Genomic DNA, 22990 nt, shown 5'->3' on the forward strand with positions numbered 1-22990 from the left:
CCCGACCCCCCGCCCCCCCGACCCCAAAGATCGTGAGGGTCTGGTCCAAGATTCTTAGACCAGACCCTCACGATCATGGCGAGCCGGGCTCATGGTGCCAGTGCTGCTACCAGCCCTGCTGCTTGTTGGCGTTGTCCGCGGCCGCCCGCGCGTCGGAGACGCTGTCGCTGTCACCCGTGCGCGGCTTGAACGTGCGCGCCGACTGGTGGTTGGGGTCGTCCGCGTCGTTGCCCAGGCCCACCTTGTCGGCGACCTTGTGCAACAGGCCGCCCAGCCCACCGGGTCCCTCGGACGACCGGGTGGCGCCGTCACCGCTGCTCGTGCCGCCGGGCAGGTCCGAGTCGACCTCGGCGCCCGTGGCCACGAGGACCTCCGGGAAGTGGCAGGCGCTGCGGTGACCGTCGAAACCGTCCGGCCGGTCGACGAACTCGGGCACCTCGGTCTTGCAGATCTCCTGCATCTTCCAGCACCGCGTGTGGAAGCGGCAGCCGGCGGGCGGGTTGGCCGGGGACGGCACGTCACCCTGCAGGACGATCTGCTCGCGCTTGCCGCGCAGCGTCGGGTCCGGCACGGGGACGGCCGACATCAGCGCCTGGGTGTACGGGTGCGTCGTCCTCTCGTAGATCTCGTCCTCGGTGCCCAGCTCGACCATCTTGCCGAGGTACATCACGCCGACGCGGTCGGAGATGTGACGCACGACGGACAGGTCGTGGGCGATGAAGATGTAGGACAGGCCGAGCTCCGTCTGGAGCTTCTCCATCAGGTTGACGACCTGCGCCTGCACCGACACGTCCAGCGCCGAGACGGGCTCGTCGCAGATCAGGACCTTGGGGTTGAGAGCGATCCCGCGAGCGATGCCGATGCGCTGCCGCTGACCACCGGAGAACTGGTGGGGATAGCGGTTGATGTGCTCCGGGTTGAGCCCGACCAGGTCCAGCAGGTCCTGGACGGCCTTGCGACGACCCGACCTGGGCACGACGTCCGGGTGGATGTCGAAGGGCTCGCCCACGATGTCGCCAACCGTCTTGCGAGGGTTGAGCGAGGTGTAGGGGTCCTGGAACACGATCTGGATGTCGCGGCGCAGCTTGCGCATGGCCGCGCCCTTCTGGGCGTACATGTCGATGCCGTCGAAGTCGAGCGTGCCCGACGTCGGCTCCTCCAGGCGCATGAGCAGACGCCCGAGGGTCGACTTGCCGCAGCCGGACTCGCCCACGATGCCGAGGGTCTCGCCCTTGAGCAGCTCGAAGGAGACGCCATCGACGGCCTTGACCTGACCCGTCGTGGTGCGGAGGATGCCGCCCTTGATGGGGTAGTGCTTGACGAGGTCCTTGGCGACGAGGATCGGCTCAGCCATGGAGCACCTCCTGGGAGAAGTGGCACGCGGACAGGCGGCCGGGGGCCACCTCGAGCAGCTCCGGACGGTCCACGCGACAGATGTCCTGGGCGTAGCGGCAGCGCGGGTTGAAGGCGCAGCCCGGGGGGATCCGCATCAGGTTGGGCGGCAGGCCGCCGATCGCCGACAGCGTCTCGCCCTTCTGGTCCAGCCGCGGGATGGAGTCCAGCAACCCCTTGGTGTAGGGGTGGGCCGGCTTGCGGTAGAGCTCGTAGACGTCCGCCTGCTCGACGATGCGGCCGGCGTACATCACCGCGATGCGGTCGGCGACGTCGGCCACGACACCGAGGTCGTGGGTGATCAGGATCAGGCCCATCTGGCGCTCCTGCTGGAGCTCGGCCAGCAGACCCATGATCTGCGCCTGCACCGTCACGTCGAGCGCCGTGGTCGGCTCGTCGGCGATGAGCACGGCCGGGTCGAGCGCGATGGCCATCGCGATCATGATGCGCTGGCGCATGCCACCGGAGAACTGGTGCGGGAAGGCCTTGACGCGGGACTTGGCCCCGGGGATGGCCACGCGCTCCATGAGGCGCACGGCCTGCTCGAGCGAGTCGGACTTGTTCATCCCGCGGTGCTGGCGGAACATCTCGGCGATCTGCCAGCCGACCGGGAACACCGGGTTGAGCGAGCTCAGGGCGTCCTGGAAGATCATCGAGATCTCCGGGCCGCGGACGTGCCGCCGCTGGTCCTCGGGCATGGTCAGCAGCTCCTGCCCGCAGTAGCGGACCGAGCCCTGAGGGATCTTGGCCGGGGGCATGTCGAGGATGCCCATGATGGCCTGGGCGGTCACCGACTTGCCGGAGCCGGACTCGCCGAGGATCGCGAGCGTCTCGCCGGCGTTGAGCGTGAAGTTGACGCCGTTGATGGCCCGCGCGATCCCATCGGCCGTGTGGAACTCGACGTGGAGGTCCTCCACGTCCAGGAGCCGGCCGTCGGTCGGCTGGTAGGCCGAGTCGGCCTCCTGCGGTGCCCGCGCGTGGCGGGCGGTGTGGGTCGTAGACATGTGTGTGTCAGCCCCTCATCGAGACTTGGGGTCCAGCGCGTCGCGGACCGCGTCACCGAGGAGGATGAACGCCAGGACCGCGAGGCTCAGGAACAGGCTGGGGAACAGCAGGATGTGCGGCGAGGTGCGCACCGTGTCGAGGGCGTCCGAGATGGCGACACCCCACGAGATGGTGGGCGGGACCAGGCCGATGCCGAGGAAGGACAGCGACGCCTCGGTGGCGATGTAGGCACCCAGGTTGATCGTCGCCACCACGATGACCGGGGCGACGGCGTTGGGCAGGACGTGGCCGAGGATGATCCGGCCCGGCCCGGCGCCGAGCGCCCGCGCCGCCTGGACGTACTCGAGGGACTTGACCTGCAGCACGGCGGAGCGCATGAGCCGCGCGATGCCCGGCCAGCCGAACACCGTCATGACCAGGACGACCTTGCCCACGACGACCCAGTAGGACGTGTTGGCGTTGGACGGGAACGAGGCCATGAACAGGATGCCGCCGAGGAGCATGGGGATGGCGAAGAAGATGTCCGTCACGCGCATGAGCAGCGCGTCGAGCCACCCGCCGAGGTAGCCGGCGAAGATGCCGAGGGCACCGCCGACGATCGTGGTGCTCAGCGTCGTGAGCACGCCGACGATGATCGACGCCCGCGCGCCGTAGATGGTGCGGGCGTAGATGTCTCGCCCCTGCTTGTCGGTGCCGAACCAGTGCTCGCCGCTCATGGACTCGCGCACGTGGCGCAGGGAGCCGGAGGTCGGGTCGATCCGGGTGAACAGCTGGGGGATGAACGCCATGAGCAGGAAGATGAGGATGAGCGCGGCCGAGATCCAGAAGAGCGGGTTCCTGCGGAGCTGGCGCCAGGCGTCGGACCACAGGGATCGGGCCTCCTCGCCACCGCCCTGAGCGGGTGCCGGGGCGACCTCGGTGGCGGCGACGGTGGCGGTGTTGGCGTCAGTCATGGCTGATCCTCGGGTCGAGCAGGCCGTAGAGCAGGTCGATGAGCAGGTTGACGAGCAGGAACACGAACACCAGCATCGTGACGGCCGAGACGACGGCGATGCCGTCGCGGTTGCGGATGCCGGTGAAGATGTAGCCACCGACGCCGTTGATGTTGAAGATGCGCTCCGTGATGATCGCGCCGCCGAGCAGGCCGCCGAAGTCGGCGCCCAGGAAGGTGACCACCGGGATCATCGAGTTGCGCATGGCGTGCAGCCCGATGGCGCGCTGGCGGGTCAGCCCCTTGGAGATCGCCGTGCGGACGTAGTCGGCGCGGAGGTTCTCGACCAGGTTGGTGCGCATGAGCCGGGCGACGTAGGCGATCGACAGCGACCCGAGGACGAAACCGGGGAGCACCAGGTCGTAGAGGGTCGGGTCGTTGGCCGCGGTCACGGGGAACCACCGCAGACGCACGCCGAGGAGGTACTGCAAGGTCGAACCGATGACGAACGAGGGGATGGAGATCGCCACGAGGGTCGAGACCATCACCAGGTTGTCGATGAACTTGCCCTTGCGGATGCCGGCGAGCACACCCGCCACGAGGCCGATCACGATCTCGAAAGCGATGGCGATCGCGGCGAGCTTGGCCGTGATGACGTAGCGGGAGGACAGGTCCTCGGCGACGGGGATGTTGTAGAAGTTGGTGCCGAGGTCGCCCTGGACGAGCTTGCCCATGTACTTGCCGTACTGGACGACCAGCGGGTCGTTGAGGTTGTGCTCGGCGCGGAACTTCTCGATGTAGGCGGGGGAGCAGGGGCGCTCGCCGCACTTGCCCTCGGTCGGATCGCCCGGCAGGGCGAACACCATGGCAAAGATCAAGAACGTGGCCCCGATGATCACCGGGATCATCTGCAGGATCCGGCGAATGATGTATTTGGTCACGACACCTCCTCAGGTGGTCGTGCCTGCGGCGGCTGGGCCGCAGACGGCTCGAAGTCGTGCTCCAAGCGTGGAGCTCCGGCGCCCTCGTCCGCCGTGGGGATGGTCGTCGGACGAGCGGCTCACGCGGCGCCCTTGCTCACGTGATGGCTGGGTCTGTACCCCGGTAGGGGTGGATGGGAAGAACGAGCGGCTACAGGGTAACCGGTCCCTGGCTGGGGGCCGGTCGCCGGGGTGATACCCGGGTGCTGCAGGTCCGCGGACGGCGAATCCCGTTGTGCACCGGCCGCCGTCACAGCCGTGGGTGCCCGGCACGTGCCGGGCACCCACGGATCAGGTGTCACCTGTCAGCGGACGACCGCTGGGTCACTTGAGCTTGATGCCCACGTAGTCCGGCTTGCCGAACGCCGAGATCTTGACGTTGGTGACCTTGGGCGACCAGCCGATGGTCGACTTCGGGTACCACAGCGGGATGGCCGGCATCTGCTCCTTGAGCATGCCCTCGGCCTCCTGGTACAGCTCGTTGGCCTTGGCCGAGTCGGTTGCCGCGGCGGCCTCCTTGAGCTTGGCGTCGAAGGCCTTGTTGGAGTAGTCGCCGTCGTTGGAGGAGGCACCCGTGGCGAAGATCGGGGTGAGGAAGTTCTCGATCGACGGGTAGTCCATCTGCCAGCCGGTGCGGAAGAGGCCCTTCATCTCGCGCTTCTTGACCTGCGTGCGGAAGGTCTTGAAGTCGACGACCGGGGTGGCGACGCAGTCGATCGCGAGCGCCTCCTTGATCGACTGGCAGGTGGCCTCGGTCCAGTCCTTGTGCGACGCGTCGGCGTTGTAGGAGAGGGTGAGCTTGCCCTTGAAGCCGCCGGCCTCCTGGAGCAGCGCCTTGGCCTTGGCCGCGTCGTAGGTGCAGAACTCGCCGCAGGCGCCGGCCTTGTAGCCGTTGACCGTGGTGGCGACCCAGCCGGTGGCCGGGGTGCGGGTGCCGTTGAACTGCGACTTGATGACGGCCTCGCGGTCGACCGCCATGGAGATGGCCTGACGCACCTTGGGGTTCTGGACCGCCGGGTCGGCCTTGGCGGAGGCGAAGGTCATCGTGGAGATGCCGCCGTACTCCTTCTGGGCGTTGCGGTCGGGCAGGTCAGTCTTGTACTTGTCGGCGGTGATCGCCGAGGAGGGGATCTCGTCGGTGACGTCCAGGTTGCCGGCCATCACGTCGTTGTAGGCGGCCGAGGAGTCCTGGTAGATCTTGAACGTGATCTGGTCCAGGGAGCCCTTGTTGGCGCCGGAGTAGTTCGGGTTCTTCTTGAGGACGATCGCCTGGTTCTTGGTCCACGACTCGACCGTGTAGGGGCCGGCACCGATCGGCTTGTCGCCGAACGCCTTCGGGTCCTTGGCGAACGAGTCGGGCAGCGGCGCGAAGGCCGAGTAGCCGAGGCGCTCAGGGAGGTTCGAGACCTTGTCCGTGGTCTTGATGGTGAAGGTGGTGTCGTCGACGACCTTCAGGCCCGACATGGTCTTGGCCTTGGGGGTCTGACCCTCCTCGGCCTGCAGGTCGGCGAAGCCCTCGATGGGCTCCATGAAGTAGGACGCGCCCTGGGCGTTGGTCGACAGGGCGGTGTAGTTCCACGCGTCGACGAAGTTCTTGGCCTTGACCTCGGTGCCGTCCGAGAACTTGTAGCCCTTCTTGAGCTTGACCGTGAAGTTCTGGTTGTCCTTGGTCTCGATGGACTCGGCGATGTCGTTCTCGGGCTTGGCCGTGTCGACGTTGTAGTGCACGAGACGCGCGGTGACGGCGTCGATGACGTCACCACCACAGGTCTCGGTGGTGGCGCCGGGGATCAGGGGGTTCTCCGGGTTGCAGCCGCGGACGGAGATGGACCCGCCCTGCTTGCCGGCGGAGTCGCCGCTGCCGGTGGAGCCGGAGCTGCCGGAACCGCCGCCACAGGCGGCCAGCAGCATTGCCGACGCCGAGACGGTCGCGGTGAGGGTGAGGCGAGTGGTGGCTCGCATAGGGATAGACCTCCTCGAACGGGTCCGTTGATGGGACGGACCTGTGGTGATCACCCTGACGGATGGCGGCCAGGGTGTGATCCCAGCCGAGCGAGCGCGCCTTTGCCCTCGTGCGAGCGGGGAACCGTGGCCACACTCTAGGTCGGCCCGGGGCCGGGTCCAGACCCCGGGGCGGCGTCGATACCGATTCGTGACCAGACGTGCCGCCGGACGGGCGAGCCCGGCAGCGGTCGGACCGACCACCCCGAGGGGCACGTCTGCGAGACTGGGCCGGTGGATCTCCCGGACCTGTTCGCCGCCCCCGGCAGCTCCGACGCACCCCTGCCGCCCCTCGCGGTGCGCATGCGTCCTCGCTCCCTGGAGGAGGTGCGCGGCCAGTCCGCGGCGCTGCGTCCCGGTAGCCCGTTGCGGCGGCTGATCGAGGGTCACTCGGGTGCGGTCGGCCCCCTCTCCGCGATCCTCTGGGGTCCCCCGGGCACCGGCAAGACCACCCTCGCCCATCTCGTCGCGACCGCCGCCGGCCGCCGCTTCGTCGAGCTGTCGGCCATCACTGCGGGGGTCAAGGACGTGCGCCGGGTGATCGACGAGGCCGTGCGCGAGCGCGACCTCTACAGCCGGACCACCGTGCTCTTCCTCGACGAGATCCACCGGTTCACCAAGGCCCAGCAGGACGCGCTCCTCCCGGCGGTCGAGAACCGCCTCGTCGTGCTGGTGGCGGCGACCACGGAGAACCCGTCGTTCAGCATCATCGCGCCGCTGCTGTCCCGCTCGGTGCTCGTGACGCTGGGGTCGCTGACGGACGCCGACCTGGGGGAGGTGCTGGACGCCGCCCTCGTCGAGGAGCGAGGACTGGCGGGGGAGTTCACGCTCGAGGAGGCGGCGCGCGAGCACGTCGTGCGCATCAGCGGAGGAGACGCCCGCCGGGCGCTCACGGCCCTCGAGGGCGCGGCCGGGGTGGCCCTCGGCGACCTTCCGGTCGGGGACGGTGGCCGGGAACCGGTCGTCATCACGTCCGCCCACGTCGAGCAGGCCGTCGAGAAGGCCGTCGTGCGCTACGACAAGACCGGCGACCAGCACTACGACGTCGCCTCGGCGCTCATCAAGTCGATGCGGGGGTCCGACGTGGACGCCTCGCTGCACTACCTCGCGCGGATGCTCGAGGCCGGGGAGGACCCGCGGTTCATCGCCCGCCGGGTGGTCATCGCGGCCTCCGAGGACGTCGGTATGGCGGACCCCACCGCGCTGCAGACCGCCGTGGCCGCGATGCACGCCGTGGCCCAGATCGGCATGCCGGAGGCGCGGCTCATCCTCGCGCAGGCCGTCGTCCACAACGCGCTCGCGCCCAAGTCCAACGCGGCCTACACGGGCATCAACGAGGCGATCGCCGACGTCCGCGCCGGCCGCGGGGGTGCGGTCCCCGCCCACCTGCGCGGGTCGGGCTACGCCGGCGCGTCGCGGCTCGGCCACGGCGACGGCTACGTCTACCCGCACGCCCTCGACGAGGGTGTGGCGGCCCAGCAGTACCTCCCGGACGACCTGGACCGCACCGTCGACTACTACCGGCCCACCACGCGCGGCTTCGAGGAGCGCCTGGCGAGCCGGTGGGCGTGGCTGCGGACCGCCCTGCACGACCGGCGGTGAGCCAGGACGCTCGGGGTAGGCTGGCCGCAGACGCCACGACCCCTCGGAGGTGAGCGCCGTGGTCCCCGGCACCCGTCGCGCAGTGATCGCAGCGACCGCAGCACGCGCAGCGGCCGCCGCGAGCCACGCGGTGGGCCGAGCCCGAGCTATCTAGGGGCGGCCGCCCCCGCTCCGGCCTGCGTGCGCGCAGGCGACCCCTCCCCGTCATACGACTGCTCTGCCAGGCCCCGGCCGATGCCCGCGCCTGCACCCCGAACCTGTTGCGAGAGAAGGACTGACCCGTCATGGAAACCGCCGAGATCCGCCGTCGCTGGCTCGCGTACTTCGAGGGCAAGGGACACACCGTCGTCCCCAGCGCCCCGCTCCTCTACGACGACCCCAACCTGTTGTTCGTCAACGCCGGCATGGTGCCGTTCAAGCCGTACTTCCTGGGGCAGGAGACCGCCCCCTACCTCCGTGCCACGAGCGTGCAGAAGTGCGTGCGCACCGGCGACATCGAGGAGGTCGGCAAGACCACCCGCCACGGCACGTTCTTCCAGATGAACGGCAACTTCTCCTTCGGCGACTACTTCAAGAAGAAGGCGATCCGCTTCGCCTGGGAGCTCGTCACCGGGCGCCAGGAGGACGGCTTCCTCGGCTTCGACCCGGAGAAGGTCTGGGTCACGGTGCTCGGCCCCGGCTACCACCCGGACTACCCCGAGGGCGACAAGGAGGCCTACGACCACTGGGTCGCGGTGGGCGTCCCGCCGGAGCGGATCCAGGGTCGCAGCCTCAAGGACAACTACTGGCACATGGGTGTCGAGGGCCCGGGCGGCCCCTGCTCCGAGATCTACATCGACCGCGGCGCGGAGTACGGCCCGGACGGTGGCCCCGAGGCCGACGAGGACCGCTTCCTCGAGATCTGGAACCTCGTCTTCCAGACCGAGGAGATCACCGACGTCAAGGCCAAGGACGACTTCCGCGTGGTCGGTCCGCTCCCCGCCAAGAACATCGACACCGGCATGGGCCTGGAGCGCGTCGCCTTCCTGCTCCAGGGCGTGGACAACCTCTACGAGATCGACGAGGTCTATCCCGTCATCGAGCGGGCCGAGGCGATCTCCGGCCGGACGTACGGCGCGAACGACGACGACGACGTCCGCTTCCGCGTGGTCGCCGACCACGTCCGCTCGTCCCTCATGCTCATCGGTGACGGCGTGACCCCGGGCAACGAGGGTCGCGGCTACGTGCTGCGGCGGCTGCTGCGCCGTGCGGTGCGCTCGATGCGCCTGCTCGGCGTGACCACGCCTGCGCTGCCGGAGCTGCTGCCCGTGTCGATGGAGCAGATGAGCCGGTCCTATCCCGAGCTGAAGCGCGACTTCTCGCGCATCAGCCAGATCGCGTATGCCGAGGAGGAGGCCTTCCGCCGCACCCTCACGAGCGGGACCACGATCCTGGACAGCGCGGTCTCGGCGGTCAAGACCTCCGGCGCCGGCGTGCTGGGCGGCGACAAGGCCTTCCAGCTCCACGACACCTATGGCTTCCCGATCGACCTGACCCTCGAGATGGCGGCCGAGCAGGGCGTGTCCGTCGACGAGGAGGGCTTCCGCCGCCTCATGGGCGAGCAGCGGGCCCGGGCCAAGGCGGACGCCAGGGCCAAGAAGCAGGGCCACGGCGACGCCCACGCCTACCGCGAGCTGGCGGACGCCCTCGGCCACGCGGTCGAGTTCACGGGCTACGACGAGGTCCGGTCCGAGGCGCGCGTCTCGGGCCTGGTCGTCAACGGCGAGTCCACCCGGTCCGCGGCCGCGGGGCAGGACGTCGAGATCGTCCTCGACCGCACCCCCTTCTACGCCGAGGGTGGCGGCCAGCTCGCCGACGGCGGACGGATCGAGCTCGACAACGGCGCCGTCATCGAGGTGCGCGACGTCCAGAAGCCCATCAACGGCCTCATCGTCCACAAGGCCACCGTCGTGTCCGGCGAGGTCGTGCCCGGCCTGGCCGCGCACGCCCTGGTCGACCTGCAGCGCCGCCGCGCGATCAGCCGCGCCCACACCGCGACCCACATGGTGCACAAGGCGATCCGCGAGGCCCTCGGCGACACCGCGACGCAGGCAGGGTCCGAGAACGCCCCCGGGCGCTTCCGGTTCGACTTCAACGCCACCTCCGCCGTGCCGGTCTCGGTGCTGAACGAGGTCGAGTCCAAGGTCAACACGATGCTGCTGGAGGACCTCGAGGTCCGCGCCGACGTGATGACCCAGGAGGAGGCCGTCGCCACCGGCGCGATGGCGTTGTTCGGCGAGAAGTACGGCAACGAGGTCCGCGTCATCTCCGTCGGCGAGTGGGCCCGTGAGCTCTGCGGCGGCACCCACGCGCAGCGGTCGGGCCAGCTCGGTGTCGTCAAGCTCCTCGGCGAGGCGTCCATCGGCTCCGGCGTGCGCCGGGTCGAGGCCCTCGTCGGCTCGGACGCCTACGACTTCCTGGCGCGCGAGGCCGCGATCGTCGGCCAGCTCACCGCCGACCTCAAGGTCCGCAGCGAGGAGCTGCCCGAGCGCATCTCCTCGATCCTCGGCAAGCTCAAGGACGCCGAGCGCGAGATCACCGCCATGCGCCAGCAGCAGGCGCTCGCCGCGTCGGGCCGGCTCGCGAGCGAGGCCAAGGACGTCTACGGCGTCAGCTTCGTCGGCCACCAGGCCCAGGGCGTGAGCGGCGACGACCTGCGGGCGCTCGTCCTGGACCTGCGCGGGCGTCTCGGCAACGACCGCCCGGCCGTCGTCGCGGCGGCGACCGAGTCCAAGGGTCGCCCCGTCGTCATCGTGGCCACCAACGAGCGGGCCCGCGAGTGGGGCATCAAGGCCGGCGAGCTCGTCCGCGTCGCCGCGCAGACGCTCGGCGGGGGCGGTGGCGGCAAGGACGACCTGGCCCAGGGTGGCGGGCAGGATGCCGCCAAGATCGGCGAGGCGCTGACCCAGGTCGAGTGGACCGTCGGGGCCCGCGCCACCCAGCGGTGACCCGTGGCTGACCTGCCCCGCGGCGTGCGCCTCGGCGTGGACGTCGGCACCGTGCGTGTCGGGGTCGCCCGCAGCGACCCGGACGGCCTGATCGCGACGCCCGAGACGACCGTGGCGCACGTGCCCGGACGGCACACGGACGTCGCGGCCGTCGCCGCCCTCGCGGCCGAGGTCGGGGCGTCCGTCGTCTATGTCGGGCTGCCCCGCACGCTCGCCGGGGGAGAGGGCGAGTCGGCGCGTCGGGCGCGCGAGTTCGCCGCGGGTCTCCTAGGCTCGACCCCGTCCGCCACCGGTGGCCCGAGCGTCGAGGTCCGCCTCGTCGACGAGCGACTGACCACGGTGGACGCCGCACGACAGCTCCGCGACAGCGGGCGCCGGGCCCGGGCCCAGCGCCAGGTCATCGACCAGGCCGCCGCGGTGCTGATCCTCCAGGTGGCCCTCGACCACGAGCGATCCACCGGGAGGAGGGCCGGCTCCTCGACCGAGGCGGAGCCCGGACCCGCGGTGGACGCCAGTCGCGCCACCGCCTCGATCCCCGCCCGCCCCCGCAAGGCGCGGCACCGGGGACGGGGAGCCGACGCCCGGCCCGAGGCGCCGGTCGAGCCCGACGACAAGGACCCCAGCCCGTGACCGACCAGCACCTGAGCGACTCGATCTTCGGCGGTCGGGACGGGTCCGGCCCCGGTGACCACGGGCGAGGCGGCACGACGGGGGCGTCACCGACCGGCCGTCCGCCGCACCGGCGCCGGCGCGGCCCGCTGCTGATCCTCCTGCTCCTGGTCGCCCTGGCCGCTGCCGTGCTCGTCGCCGGGCTCGTGCTCAAGCCGGTCGTCGCAGGCTTCCTGGGCGGCGGTGACTACGCCGCGAGCGACGCCACGGGCAAGAAGGTCCCGGTGACGATCGCCGCCAACGCCAACGGCCGGGCCATCGGGGACACCCTGGAGAAGGCCGGCGTCGTCAAGTCCGCCGGCGCGTTCGTCGACGCCGCGCGCGAGGACACCCGTGCGCAGTCGATCCAGCCGGGCGACTACCTCATGGCCGAGCACCAGCCGGCCAAGTCCGCCCTCGCCTACCTCGCCGATCCCAAGAACCGCGTCGTCAAGCGCGTGACCGTGCCCGAGGGCATGCGGGCCAGCGAGGTCTACCAGGTCCTGTCCAAGGCGTCCGGCATCCCGGTCGCGGACTACGAGAAGGCCGCCAAGAACACCGCGGCGCTCAACCTCCCGAGCTCGGCCAAGGGCAACGTCGAGGGCTACCTGTTCCCCTCGTCCTACGAGTTCAAGGCCAAGAGCACGGCCGCCGAGCAGCTCGCCGCCATGGTCGCCAAGACCAAGGACGTCCTCGCCGAGCTCGGGGTGAGCGACGACAAGGCCGAGCGCGCGATCATCATCGCCAGCATCGTCGAGTCCGAGTCGCGCCTCGACGCGGACCGCGGCAAGGTCGCCCGGGTCCTGGAGAACCGCCTCGCCGTGCCGATGCGCCTGCAGCTGGACTCCACCGTCGCCTACGCCACCGGCAAGCGGGTCATCACGACCACCGACGAGGAGCGCGCGCAGGTCAACGGCTACAACACCTACACCCGCGACGGGCTGCCCGTCGGTCCGATCGGCAACCCCGGCGAGGCCTCCATCAAGGCGGCCGTCAACCCTGCGCAGGGGCCCTGGCTGTTCTTCGTGACGATCGACCCGGCGACCGGCGAGACCGTGTTCACCGAGAACAAGGAAGACCACGACAAGGCGGTCCTGCGGTTCCAGGCGTGGTGCCAGGCGCACAAGGGCCAGTGCTGAGGGCGGGCGTCCTCGGGTCGCCGATCGCGCACTCGCTGTCGCCGGTCATGCACCGCGCGGCCTACGCGCACCTGGGGCTGTCGGACTGGACCTATGACCGGCGCGAGTGCGAGGCCGCCGAGCTGCCCGCGCTCGTGGCGGGCCTGGACGAGAGCTGGCGGGGCCTGTCGCTGACCATGCCCCTCAAGGAGGCCGCCCTGACGCTGGGCACCACGGTGGACCCCGTCGCCGAGAGCGTCGGCGGCGCCAACACCCTGGTGCGGCGGCCCGACCTCGGCTGGGACGCCTACAACACCGACGTGCACGGCGTCCGCCAGGCGCTGGCGGACCACCGCGTCACGTCGGCCCGGCACGTGCTCGTGCTCGGGTCGGGGGCGACCGCCCGGTCGGCCCTCGCCGCCGTGCGCGAGCTGGGCGCCCGGACGGTGGCGTTCGGCATACGGTCCGAGGTCCGGCCCGAGACCGGGGACCTGCTGGACGAGCTGGGCGTCGCCTGGTCGGCTCACCCGCTCGACGAGGTGAACGCCCTCGTCCGCGACGCGGACCTCGTGATCGACACCCTCCCGGGTCGCGGGGCGGACGCCGTCGCCGCGCAGCTCGCCGACGTGCCCCGGCTGCCGGCGCTGTTCGAGGCGATCTACGAGGACTGGCCGACCACGCTCGCGCGGACCTTCGCCGCCACGGGTGCCCCGGTCGTCTCCGGGCTGGAGATGCTGGCCCACCAGGGTGCCCTGCAGGTCGAGCTCATGACGGGGCGCCCCGTGCCCGCGTCCGTGCTGCTCGACGCCGCGTCTGGAGCGTGGACGGGGCGCTAGCCCACCCCACGCGGCGTGGGAGGATCGAGGACATGCTGCGTTGGTTGACTGCCGGTGAGTCGCACGGCCCCGCCCTGGCCGCCACGATCGAGGGCCTGCCGGCCGGGATCCGCGTGACGAGCGACGACATCGCCGGGGCCCTCGCCCGGCGCCGCCTCGGCTACGGCCGCGGTGCCCGGCAGAAGTTCGAGCAGGACGCGATCGAGATCATCGGCGGCCTGCGGCACGGGCTCACCCTCGGCAGCCCGGTCGCCCTGCGGATCGGCAACTCCGAGTGGCCCAAGTGGCAGACCGTGATGAGCCCCGACCCCGTCGAGGACGCCGCGTATGCCGCCAGCGACGACGTCAACGCGCCGAAGGAGATCGCGCGCAACAAGCCCCTCACGCGCCCGCGCCCCGGCCACGCCGACCTCGTCGGCATGCAGAAGTACGCGTTCGAGGACGCCCGCCCCGTGCTCGAGCGGGCGAGCGCCCGCGAGACGGCGGCCCGCGTGGCGCTGGGCGCGATCGCGGCGGCCCTGCTCGAGCAGGCCTACGGCATACGGCTGGTGTCGCACACCGTCGCCATCGGGGAGGCCGGCGTGTCCGACGACGCGGCGGTGCCCGGTCCCGACGACGTCGCCGCGCTCGACGCCGACCCGGTGCGGGCGTTCGACCAGGCCGGGAGCGCCGCGATGGTCGCCGAGATCGACGCGGCCCACAAGGACGGTGACACCCTCGGCGGCGTCGTCGAGGTCGTGGCCGTCGGTCTGCCGCCGGGCCTCGGCTCGCACGTCCACTGGGACCGGCGCCTCGACGCGCGGCTCGCGGCGGCCCTCATGGGCATCCAGGCCATCAAGGGCGTGGAGGTCGGCGACGGCTTCCGCACCGCCCGGCGGCGGGGGAGCGCCGCGCACGACGAGCTCGAGCGTGACGGCGAGGGTCGGATCGTCCGGCGCAGCAACCGCGCCGGCGGCACCGAGGGTGGCATGTCCAACGGCGACACCCTGCGCGTCCGCGCCGCCATGAAGCCCATCTCCACCGTCCCCCGGGCGCTGGACACCGTCGACGTCCTCGACCCGGACGCCGAGGCCACCGCGATCCACCAGCGCTCCGACGTCTGCGCCGTCCCGGCGGCCGGGGTCGTGGCGGAGGCGATGGTGGCCCTGGTCCTCGCCGAGGCCTGCCTGGAGAAGTTCGGGGGCGACAGCGTCCCCGAGACGGCGCGCAACCACCGCGCCTACCTCGACGCCATCCCCGAGGCGATGCGCTGATGATCGTCCTCGTCGGCTTCATGGGCGCCGGCAAGTCCACCGTCGGGCGCCAGCTGGCGGCGCGCACCGGCCTGCCCTTCGTCGACAGCGACGCCGCGCTGGTCGAGCGCCTCGGGATGCCCATCCCGGACTACTTCACCGAGCACGGCGAGACGGCCTTCCGTGACGCCGAGCGCCGCACCGTCCTCGACCTGCTGGCCACGCAGGAGCCGTGCGTGCTCGCCCTCGGCGGAGGGGCTCTCGGGTCCGCGGAGGTCGTGGCGGCCCTCGCGTCGCATCAGGTCGTGCACCTCGACGTCGACCTCGACGAGGCCCTGACGCGAGCCGGTGACCCGGCGGGGCGACCGATGCTGCGCCGCCACGACGTGCCGCAGCTGTACGCGTCGCGGCGCCCCGTCTACGAGAACGCCGCGGACGTCGCGGTCGACACCACCGGCCGAGACGCCGGTGAGGTCACCGAGTCGATCATCCATGCCCTCCCGCGGCGCTCGCGGCCGCAGGTCGTGCTGGTCGGGCCACCCGGCTCGGGCAAGTCCGCCGTCGGCCACGCCCTGGCCGAGCTGCTGGGGGCGGGCTGCACCGAGACCGACCGCGAGGTCGAGCGCCTCGCGGGCACACCGGTGTCCGAGGTCTTCGTCGACCTGGGGGAGCCGCGCTTCCGCGAGCTCGAGCGCGAGGCGACGATGCAGGTGCTGACCCGCGACGGCGTCGTCGAGATCGGTGGGGGCGCCATCACCGACCCCACCGTGCGCGAGGCCCTGCGCGACCACACCGTCGTCTTCCTCGACGTCGGCATCGCCGACGCGGCCAGGCGCATCGGCTTCGACCAGAGCTCGTCGATGGTGGCCCTGCTGCCCCGACGCTCCTGGATCAGGCACATGGAGACCCGGCGGCCGCTCTACGCCGAGGTCGCCACCTGGACGGTCGACACCGCCGGCCGCAGCGTCCAGGACGTCGCGGACCAGGTCGTCGAGCTCCTCCAGGGCGGCAGCGCATGAGCAACGCCGTCGCAGGCACGACGATCCCGGTCGGCGACGCCTACGACGTCGTGGTGGGGCACGATGTGCTCGACCGCGTCCCCGGCCTGCTGCGGGACGGCGTGCTGCGGGTGCTCGTCGTGTCCTCTCCCGCCGTCGAGACCTGTGCCTCGCGGGTCGCCGGGGCCCTCAGGGCGCACGGCCTGCAGGTCCACCGCGCCGAGGTGCCCGACGCCGAGAGCGCGAAGTCGGCCGACGTGCTGGTGCGGCTGTGGTCGCAGCTCGGCCAGGCGGGCTTCACCCGGTCCGACGCGGTCGTGTGCGTGGGCGGGGGGACGGTCACCGACCTCGGCGGCTTCCTCGCCGCCACCTGGCTGCGGGGCGTCGACGTCGTGCACGTGCCCACCACGCTGCTCGCCATGGTCGACGCCGCCGTCGGCGGCAAGACCGGCATCAACACCCCCGAGGGCAAGAACCTCGTCGGCGCCTTCCACGAGCCGCGCGGCGTCGTGTGCGACCTCACGACCCTGGCGACCCTCCCGCGCGCCGACCTCGCCGCCGGCCTGGCCGAGGTGATCAAGGGCGGCCTCATCGCCGACCCCCGCATCCTCGAGCTCGTCGAGGCCTCGCCCGAGGCCGCCCTCGACGTCCACGGGCCGGTGCTCCGCGAGCTCGTCGAGCGCAAGATCCGGGTCAAGGCGTCGGTCGTCGCGGCGGACCTGCGCGAGTCCTCGTTGCGCGAGATCCTCAACTACGGCCACACCTTCGGCCACGCCGTCGAGCAGGTCGAGTCCTATCGCTGGCGGCACGGTGACGCGGTCGCGGTCGGCCTGGTCTTTGCCGCCGAGCTCGCTTGCGCCGCAGGGCTGCTCGACCGATGGGTGGTCGACCGGCACCGTCGCGTCCTGGCCTCGGTGGGCCTGCCGACCTCGTATGCCGACGGCCGCTGGCCCGACCTGCTCACCGCCATGGCCCGCGACAAGAAGTCACGCGGGGCCACCCTGCGCTTCGTCGTCCTGACGGACGTCGGGTCGCCCACCCGCCTGGAGGCCCCGCGCGAGGAGTGGCTCGAGGCGGCGTACGACGCCGTCAGCCGAGGTCGTGGTGCCACGCGCCCGTGACCGCGTGGGTCCACCGGACGCGGTGGACGTCGTGCAGGTGGTGCACCTGCGCCGTGAGGTCTTCACCCCACGGTCCCGTCCACCCGAGGTGCCAGGCCCGATCGGTGACGATCAGCGTCTGCGGGTCGCAGGTCCGCCACGGGCCACCCACCGTCTCGCGGAAGGTCACCCGCTGGCCGTCCTGACGGGCGCCGGCGATGGCCCAGACCTTGGTCAGCAGCGACTCGTGCAGCACCCGGTCGCTCCGTGGGTCCCGCACACCGGCCAGGACGTCCGGGAGCAGGCCGCCCTCCACCAGCCTGGTGCGTAGGCGTGCCCTGCCACCGGGGCCGAGCAGCCGTGCCGTCCGGACGAAACACTCAGCGGCGGTGCCGCCACCGAGGTCAGGGGCGTCGGTCATGATCAGCGCCGACCCCATGGCCACCGACAGTGCCTCGTCCTCGTCCAGAGCCAGCAGCGTGTCCGCCGCGGGGGAGGGGCCCTCCAGCAGGATGCTCCCCCACCGGTCCTGCGAGGTGGTGATGCCCACCCCCGCGCCGCGCAAGGCCTCGACCTCGCGCAGGATCGTCCTGCGGCTGGTGCCGAGCTGCTCGGCCAGCCCGGCGCTCGACCGCCCCGGCCCGCGCTGGAGCATCGAGAGCAGGCGGACGATCCGGGTGATCCGGTCGGGCGTGTCGTCGGTGGTCACCCGTCGAGCGTGCGATCTCGCGGTCGGAGCAGAGGATGGTCCTCCACAGCCCGGTCTGGGTCCCGCTGGGACGGCCGCGGACCTGTGGACAACCCGAACGGTGGACTACCGGCGCGGTGGACTGAGGGAGCGGGGGAGGACCGGGGTGGGCGGACCGCGGGGCTGGGTGGTGGTCGATAGGCGGACTTGCCACAGATGACGGCGCGGGTGTCATGAGACAGCACGTGTCATCTGTGGCAGGCGCAGAGATCGCACCACCCCGACCCCCGGCGCGGCCTCCGGGACAGGGTGGGTCAGAGCAGGCCGGCGTCGTGCATGCGGATGGCGATCTGCACGCGGTTGTCCGCCTCGAGCTTGGTCAGCAGGTGCGTGACGTGGGACTTGACGGTGGCCACGGAGAGATAGAGCGAGGCTGCGATGTCCGCGTTGGTGCGGCCCTCGCCGATGGCCAGGGCGATCTGCCGCTCGCGGTCGGTCAGGCCCGAGACGAGGGTGGCGGCCCGGCGCTCGCGGGTGTCGCTGGTGCGGGTGGACACGGCGTGGATGAGCTGCTGGGTCACGGTCGGGGACAGCATGGGCTCGCCGGCACGCACGCGATGGATCGCCTCCACGATGTGCGCCGGGGGAGTGTCCTTGAGGAGGAACCCGCTCGCGCCGGCGCGCAGGGCCCGCAGCACGAGGTCGTCGGCGTCGAAGGTCGTCAGCACGATGACCTCCGGGTGACCGGGGCGCGCCACCAGGTGCTCGGTGGTCGTGAGCCCGTCCTGGCGGGGCATGCGGATGTCCATGAGCACCACCGCCGGACGCAGCTCGGTGACCAGGCGCTCGGCCTCGAGGCCGTCCCCGGCCTCGCCGACGATCTCGATGGAGGCGTCACCACCGAGGATGAGCCGCAGGCCGGCTCGCACCAGCGCGTCGTCGTCCACGAGCAGCACGCGCACGGGGTCGGTCATGAGTCCTCCGGGGGCCAGGGCAGATCCGCGCTGACACGATAGCCGCCCTCGGGGGCCGGCCCGTGCGTGAGCGTGCCGCCGACGATGGTCGCGCGCTCCGCGAGCCCCACCAGCCCGAGCCCGGCACCCCCGATCGAGGCGGACGGCGGGCGCCATACGGGCATGGGCTCGTTGACCACCTCGAGGTGCAGGCCGGCCCCCGGCGCACCACGCACGAGCACCCGGGTGTCGGCGCCCGGTGCGTGCTTGCAGACGTTGGTCAGGGCCTCCTGGACCATGCGGTAGGCGTGGCGTCCGACGGCGACCGGGGGTTGCTCCCCGGCCGGGACGTCGATCGTCAGGTGCGTGGGAAGCCCTGCGGCACCAGCCTCCTCGACGAGGGCGCCGATGTCGGCGAAGGTGGGCTGCGGCGCCTCGACGGACTCTTCCGTGCCGCCGACCGGGGTGCTGCGCAGCACGCCGAGGATCTGGCGGAGCTCGGCGAGGGCCTGCATGGAGGTGCCCTGGATGATGGCGGCCTCCTCGCGGATCTGCTCGCGGGACAGGTCCTCCCGGTAGGCGAGGGCGCCGGCGTGCATGGACACCAACGAGATCCGGTGCGCCAGCACGTCGTGCATCTCGCGCGCGATGCGGGTGCGCTCGCCCTCGCGCGCGGACGAGACCCGTTGTGCCTGCTCGCGCTCCGCGGTCTCGGCGCGCCATCGCCAGGTCGCGAACAGGTCGCGTCGGGCCCCGATGTAGAGCCCCCAGGCGACGTGGGCGGCGATCAGGACGACCACGATCCCGGCGTCCACCATGAGGGGCAGGGGGTCGACCGCCGGATAGATACGACCGTTGACGACGGCCGCGAGCACCGTGGCGGCGCTCGTCAGGGCGATCGGCTGCCAGCGCCGGCGGGTCGCCACGGAGATCAGCCCGATGCCGGCGGCGCCGGCCCCCAGCACGGAGAACGCCGACAGGAGCTGCAGCGCGAGGGGGACGGCCAGGGGCCAGCGGCGGTGCAGGGGCAGCAGGGCCAGCGCGACCACGCCGAGGCACACGTCGACGGTGCGCACCCAGCCGGCCACCGGGTTGGCCAGCAGCGGGTCGAGCATCAACCCGTACAGCGTGAGCCCGAGCGCGAGCGCCACGACCTCTCGCCACACGTGCCCCCAGACCGAGATCGGCTCCCACCGATCTGGGGCACGGCTGCTGCTCATGGCAGCAGCCTAGGAGCCGGACGGGCGTGGGCGCGTCATCCCAAGGTCGGCGCGACCGTGGCCGATGGTCGACGGCGGTATGGCGGAAGGCCCGATGCGCGGGGCGCAGGACACGGGCCAGGCTGGTCACCATGATCGAGATCGACCACCTGACCAAGAGGTACGGCGCCTTCACCGCCGTGGACGACGTGTCCTTCACCGCCCGACCGGGCGTGGTGACCGGCTTCCTCGGGCCGAACGGCGCGGGCAAGTCCACCGCCATGCGCGTCATGTGCGGCCTGACGCCGGCCTCCTCGGGGGAGGCCCGGATCCTCGGGGCGCGCTACCGCGACCTGACCAACCCCGCCTCGCAGGTCGGCACCCTGCTCGACGCCTCGGCCCAGCACGTGGGCCGCACGGGGCGCGAGGCCCTGACCCTCGCGGCGATTGCCATCGGCGCTCCCCGCTCCCGCGTCGACGAGATGCTCTCGCTCGTCGGTCTCACGCCCGACGAGTCACGTCGCCGGCTGCGCAACTACTCCCTCGGGATGCGCCAGCGCCTCGGCATCGCCGGCGCGCTGCTCGGCGACCCGCAGGTCCTCATCCTGGACGAGCCCGCCAACGGCCTGGACCCGCAGGGCATCCACTGGATGCGCGGGCTGCTGCGCGGGTTCGCCGACCAGGGCCGCACGGTCCTGCTGTCCTCGCACCTGCTGCACGAGGTGGAGCAGACGGCCGACGAGATCATCATGATCGGCCGCGGGCGCATCGTGGCCCAGGGCTCCACCCGCGAGCTGCTGGCCGGCCAGGGCACGGTCGTGGCCTCGCTCGACGGGGCCCGGCTGGCCGAGGCGCTGCGCCGGGACGGTCACGCCGTCACCGGTGCAGCCGGCGGCGAGCTGACCGTCGACGCCGACGCCGAGACCGTGGGCCGCGTCGCTCTCGAGGCCCAGGTGGTCCTCACCGCACTCCGTCCGGCGCAGGGGGCCGGGCTGGAGCAGATGTTCCTCGAGCTGACCGCGGGCGACGCGCGCGGCACCAACGGGCAGGAGGCTGCGGCATGAGCACCGCGACGACCCACGCACGCACCGACGGCGGTGGGGCCGGCCACGGCACCGCGGCCACCACCGGCGGTCGCCCCGGCATCCCCTTCGGGCGGCTGCTCCACGTCGAGCTGCGCAAGCTCGTCGACACCGCGTCCGGGCGGTGGCTGCTCATCACGATCGGCCTGGTGACGGCCGCCGCGATCGGGCTGGTCCTCGTGTTCGCCGAGCGCGAGAGCCTGACCTTCATGACCTTCCTGGGGGCCACGTCGACGCCGCTCATGCTGCTGCTGCCCGTGCTGGGCATCCTCACCGCCACGTCGGAGTTCTCCCAGCGGACCGGGCTGGTCAGCTTCACCCAGGAGCCGCGCCGGCTGCGGGTGGTGGCGGCCAAGGCGGTCGCCGCCTGCCTCGTCGCGGTCCTCGCCGTGGCGCTCGCGGTCGCGCTCGCCGCCGCGGCCAACGGCCTCGCCATGGCGATCAAGGACGCGCCGGGCACCTGGCCGACCGAGTGGGCTCCCATCGGCGGGGTGCTGCTGGCGATGATCCTCAGCGTGCTGCAGGGCGTGGCCTTCGGGCTGCTCATCGTGGTGCCGGGGGCTGCCATCGCCGCGTTCTTCATCCTGCCGACGGTGCTGACGATCCTCACCGCCAGCGTCGCGTGGTTCCGCGACGCGGCGCCCTGGATCGACACCAGCCGGTCGACCGCCCCGCTGCTGAGCGGCGAGATGACCGGCACGGACTGGCAGCACCTCGCCACGTCCTACGGCCTCTGGGTGCTGCTCCCGCTCGTGGTCGGCAGCGCGCTGCTGGCCCGTCGAGAGATCAAGTAGGCGAACGGTCGCCGACGGCACACTGACGGCACACGGCTCCGGGCCGGTCATCTCCGAGGGGGGAGATGCCCGGCCCGGTCGTGGTGCCCGGCGCCGACGCGGGCGGAGGGGCTAGGCGGACTTCTGCACGGTGATGGTCCAGCCCGCGTCACCGGCGCGGTCGAAGCTGGTCACCGGGTAGCCGTTCTCGGCGGCCCAGCGGGGGAGGGCGTCGGTGGCCTGGGTGCAGTCGAAGTTGATGATCAGCTCGTCACCGAGCTCGATCTGCTCCATGGCCTGCTTGGCCTCGACGAGGGGGAAGGGGCAGACCTGGCCCTCGGTCCCCAGCGTGTACTTCACGATCGTTCTCCTAGCGTGGGGGGTGGGATGACGGTGCGGCCGCAGGGGCCGGGTTGCCTTGGGTTGCCTGGGTGACTGGATCCGCCCGGGGTCACGGGGTGGGCGTGAGGCGGAGCGTGGGGGCGGCGGGCGCCGCGGCGGCGTCCACCGCGTCGGCCCCGGTGAGCGCGCCCTCGCGGCGGTGGGTGCCGACGAAGAACTTCACGCCGATGCCGGTGCCGAGCACCATGAAGACGAGCGCGACCCAGCCCTGGTAGGTGAACTGCGCGGTCTGGACCATGGCGTTGCCGATGGTGCAGCCGCCGGCGAGGGAGGCGCCGACGCCCATGAGCGCCCCGCCCACGACCGAGCGGGTGGCCTGGCGGGCGTCGGGGACGCGGACGCGGAACTCGCCGGACGCCTTGGCCGCGACGAAGGAGCCGACCAGCAGGCCGAGGACGAGGAACACGCCCCAGTCGACGGATGCGCCGTTGCCGGTCACGAGCCAGCGGACGAGGTTGGCCGAGGGGGTCGTGATGCCGAGCCCGTCGGGACGACCGGCCGCGAAGCTGAGCGGCCAGGCCGCGATCGCGATGAGACCGATCACCAGGGCCGTGGCGAACGCGTGCCAGGGCTTCTCGAGCAGGAGGTGGGCCAGGCCGGAGCGGCGGGCGGGCAGGCTCGCCATAGGGACTGGCGGGAGAGGTGACGGACCGTGGCCCAGCCGACCGCGGCGACGAGCACGAGCACCAGCACCCAGGGCGACACGCCCAGGGAGTCGTGGATCGTGGTGCCCGGCACGGTGTGCGAGCGCATCTCGGTGTTGAAGTCCTTGAGTGCGCCGTACTTCATGACGGCGGAGAACAGGGCGTACATCCCGAGGGCGATCCACGAGCCGACCAGGCCCTCGCCGGCGCGGTAGTAGGTGCCGGTGGCGCTTGGCGGACAGCTCGATGACGCCGAGCGACTGCAGCGCGAAGACGCCGATGCTCTGGACGGCGACGACGATCATGAACGCCGTGAACCACCGGGGCAGGGGGCGGGGGGGGGGGGGGGGGGGGAAGGAGGGTGTGCAAAACGGGCCCCCCGTTTTTGGGTCCCCCCCCCCCCCCCCCACGCGGGGGGG

The 22990-nt window shown here is 71.9% G+C and carries 19 protein-coding genes and 1 pseudogene; 10 read left to right on the forward strand and 10 right to left on the reverse strand.

What is annotated here, in order from left to right:
- Nucleotides 1-106: 106 nt before the first annotated feature.
- The 5 genes from B4E97_RS14100 to B4E97_RS14120 all read right to left on the reverse strand — a co-directional run bounded on the left by B4E97_RS14100 (nucleotide 107) and on the right by B4E97_RS14120 (nucleotide 6270).
- Nucleotides 107-1354 carry an ABC transporter ATP-binding protein gene (locus B4E97_RS14100; protein ID WP_029210419.1) on the reverse strand — a complete coding sequence of 416 codons (1248 nt, stop codon included), beginning with the start codon at nucleotides 1352-1354 and terminating at the stop codon, nucleotides 107-109.
- Complete coding sequence (locus tag B4E97_RS14105; protein ID WP_286960317.1) at nucleotides 1347-2396, reverse strand: ABC transporter ATP-binding protein; 1050 nt, start codon at nucleotides 2394-2396, stop codon at nucleotides 1347-1349. Before B4E97_RS14105 ends, B4E97_RS14100 begins: the two co-directional genes overlap by 8 nt.
- Before the next feature lie 15 nt (nucleotides 2397-2411).
- Nucleotides 2412-3350 (reverse strand): ABC transporter permease, encoded by a 939-nt coding sequence (locus B4E97_RS14110; protein ID WP_286955392.1) that lies wholly within the window; start codon nucleotides 3348-3350, stop codon nucleotides 2412-2414.
- Nucleotides 3343-4269: an ABC transporter permease gene (locus B4E97_RS14115; RefSeq protein WP_019288632.1), complete on the reverse strand. Its 927-nt coding sequence runs from the start codon at nucleotides 4267-4269 to the stop codon at nucleotides 3343-3345. Before B4E97_RS14115 ends, B4E97_RS14110 begins: the two co-directional genes overlap by 8 nt.
- Before the next feature lie 363 nt (nucleotides 4270-4632).
- Nucleotides 4633-6270: a peptide ABC transporter substrate-binding protein gene (locus B4E97_RS14120; RefSeq protein WP_029210423.1), complete on the reverse strand. Its 1638-nt coding sequence runs from the start codon at nucleotides 6268-6270 to the stop codon at nucleotides 4633-4635.
- A gap of 273 nt (nucleotides 6271-6543) precedes the next feature.
- Here B4E97_RS14120 and B4E97_RS14125 point away from each other — a divergent pair, with 273 nt between their 5' ends.
- From B4E97_RS14125 to aroB, 8 genes are all read left to right on the forward strand, one after another.
- Complete coding sequence (locus tag B4E97_RS14125) at nucleotides 6544-7911, forward strand: replication-associated recombination protein A (RefSeq protein WP_286960318.1); 1368 nt, start codon at nucleotides 6544-6546, stop codon at nucleotides 7909-7911.
- A 284-nt stretch (nucleotides 7912-8195) separates the two neighbouring features.
- Nucleotides 8196-10898: an alanine--tRNA ligase gene (gene alaS / locus B4E97_RS14130; RefSeq protein WP_286960319.1), complete on the forward strand. Its 2703-nt coding sequence runs from the start codon at nucleotides 8196-8198 to the stop codon at nucleotides 10896-10898.
- A 3-nt stretch (nucleotides 10899-10901) separates the two neighbouring features.
- A complete protein-coding gene (ruvX, locus tag B4E97_RS14135) occupies nucleotides 10902-11528 on the forward strand; it encodes a Holliday junction resolvase RuvX (protein WP_349681185.1) in 627 nt (208 codons plus the stop codon).
- A complete protein-coding gene (gene mltG / locus B4E97_RS14140; protein WP_286960321.1) occupies nucleotides 11525-12685 on the forward strand; it encodes an endolytic transglycosylase MltG in 1161 nt (386 codons plus the stop codon). The genes ruvX and mltG overlap by 4 nt, the downstream gene beginning before the upstream one ends.
- Nucleotides 12679-13500: a shikimate dehydrogenase gene (locus tag B4E97_RS14145; RefSeq protein WP_286960323.1), complete on the forward strand. Its 822-nt coding sequence runs from the start codon at nucleotides 12679-12681 to the stop codon at nucleotides 13498-13500. The genes mltG and B4E97_RS14145 overlap by 7 nt, the downstream gene beginning before the upstream one ends.
- A gap of 32 nt (nucleotides 13501-13532) precedes the next feature.
- Nucleotides 13533-14753 carry a chorismate synthase gene (gene aroC / locus B4E97_RS14150; RefSeq protein WP_286960325.1) on the forward strand — a complete coding sequence of 407 codons (1221 nt, stop codon included), beginning with the start codon at nucleotides 13533-13535 and terminating at the stop codon, nucleotides 14751-14753.
- Nucleotides 14753-15751: a shikimate kinase gene (locus B4E97_RS14155; protein WP_029210430.1), complete on the forward strand. Its 999-nt coding sequence runs from the start codon at nucleotides 14753-14755 to the stop codon at nucleotides 15749-15751. The genes aroC and B4E97_RS14155 overlap by 1 nt, the downstream gene beginning before the upstream one ends.
- Nucleotides 15748-16851, forward strand: a complete 1104-nt coding sequence (gene aroB, locus B4E97_RS14160; RefSeq protein ID WP_286960327.1) for a 3-dehydroquinate synthase — start codon at nucleotides 15748-15750, stop codon at nucleotides 16849-16851. Before B4E97_RS14155 ends, aroB begins: the two co-directional genes overlap by 4 nt.
- Here the strand turns inward: aroB and B4E97_RS14165 are convergent.
- From B4E97_RS14165 to B4E97_RS14175, 3 genes are all read right to left on the reverse strand, one after another.
- Entirely contained in the window at nucleotides 16820-17539 is a 720-nt protein-coding gene (locus B4E97_RS14165) for a helix-turn-helix transcriptional regulator (RefSeq protein ID WP_286960329.1), read from the reverse strand. The genes aroB and B4E97_RS14165 overlap by 32 nt on opposite strands.
- Nucleotides 17540-17832: 293 nt before the next feature.
- Nucleotides 17833-18492, reverse strand: a complete 660-nt coding sequence (locus B4E97_RS14170; RefSeq protein WP_286960330.1) for a response regulator — start codon at nucleotides 18490-18492, stop codon at nucleotides 17833-17835.
- Nucleotides 18489-19691, reverse strand: coding sequence for a sensor histidine kinase (locus B4E97_RS14175; protein WP_029210434.1), 1203 nt, complete (start codon nucleotides 19689-19691; stop codon nucleotides 18489-18491). Before B4E97_RS14175 ends, B4E97_RS14170 begins: the two co-directional genes overlap by 4 nt.
- A 131-nt stretch (nucleotides 19692-19822) precedes the next feature.
- Between B4E97_RS14175 and B4E97_RS14180 the strand changes: the two genes are divergently transcribed.
- On the forward strand, nucleotides 19823-20734 hold the full coding sequence (locus B4E97_RS14180) for an ABC transporter ATP-binding protein (RefSeq protein ID WP_205621800.1): 912 nt from the start codon (nucleotides 19823-19825) through the stop codon (nucleotides 20732-20734).
- Nucleotides 20731-21546: a hypothetical protein gene (locus B4E97_RS14185; protein ID WP_019286130.1), complete on the forward strand. Its 816-nt coding sequence runs from the start codon at nucleotides 20731-20733 to the stop codon at nucleotides 21544-21546. The genes B4E97_RS14180 and B4E97_RS14185 overlap by 4 nt, the downstream gene beginning before the upstream one ends.
- A 111-nt stretch (nucleotides 21547-21657) precedes the next feature.
- Here the strand turns inward: B4E97_RS14185 and B4E97_RS14190 are convergent, their stop codons facing one another.
- Both B4E97_RS14190 and B4E97_RS14195 read right to left on the reverse strand, forming a co-directional pair.
- Nucleotides 21658-21885, reverse strand: coding sequence for a sulfurtransferase TusA family protein (locus B4E97_RS14190; protein WP_019286129.1), 228 nt, complete (start codon nucleotides 21883-21885; stop codon nucleotides 21658-21660).
- Nucleotides 21886-21976: 91 nt separating this feature from the next.
- Nucleotides 21977-22740 (reverse strand): annotated as a pseudogene (locus B4E97_RS14195) (YeeE/YedE family protein).
- Nucleotides 22741-22990: the final 250 nt, after the last annotated feature.

Source organism: Arsenicicoccus sp. UBA7492, from assembly GCF_002479615.1.
In the GTDB taxonomy this organism is placed as follows: domain Bacteria; phylum Actinomycetota; class Actinomycetes; order Actinomycetales; family Dermatophilaceae; genus Arsenicicoccus; species Arsenicicoccus bolidensis.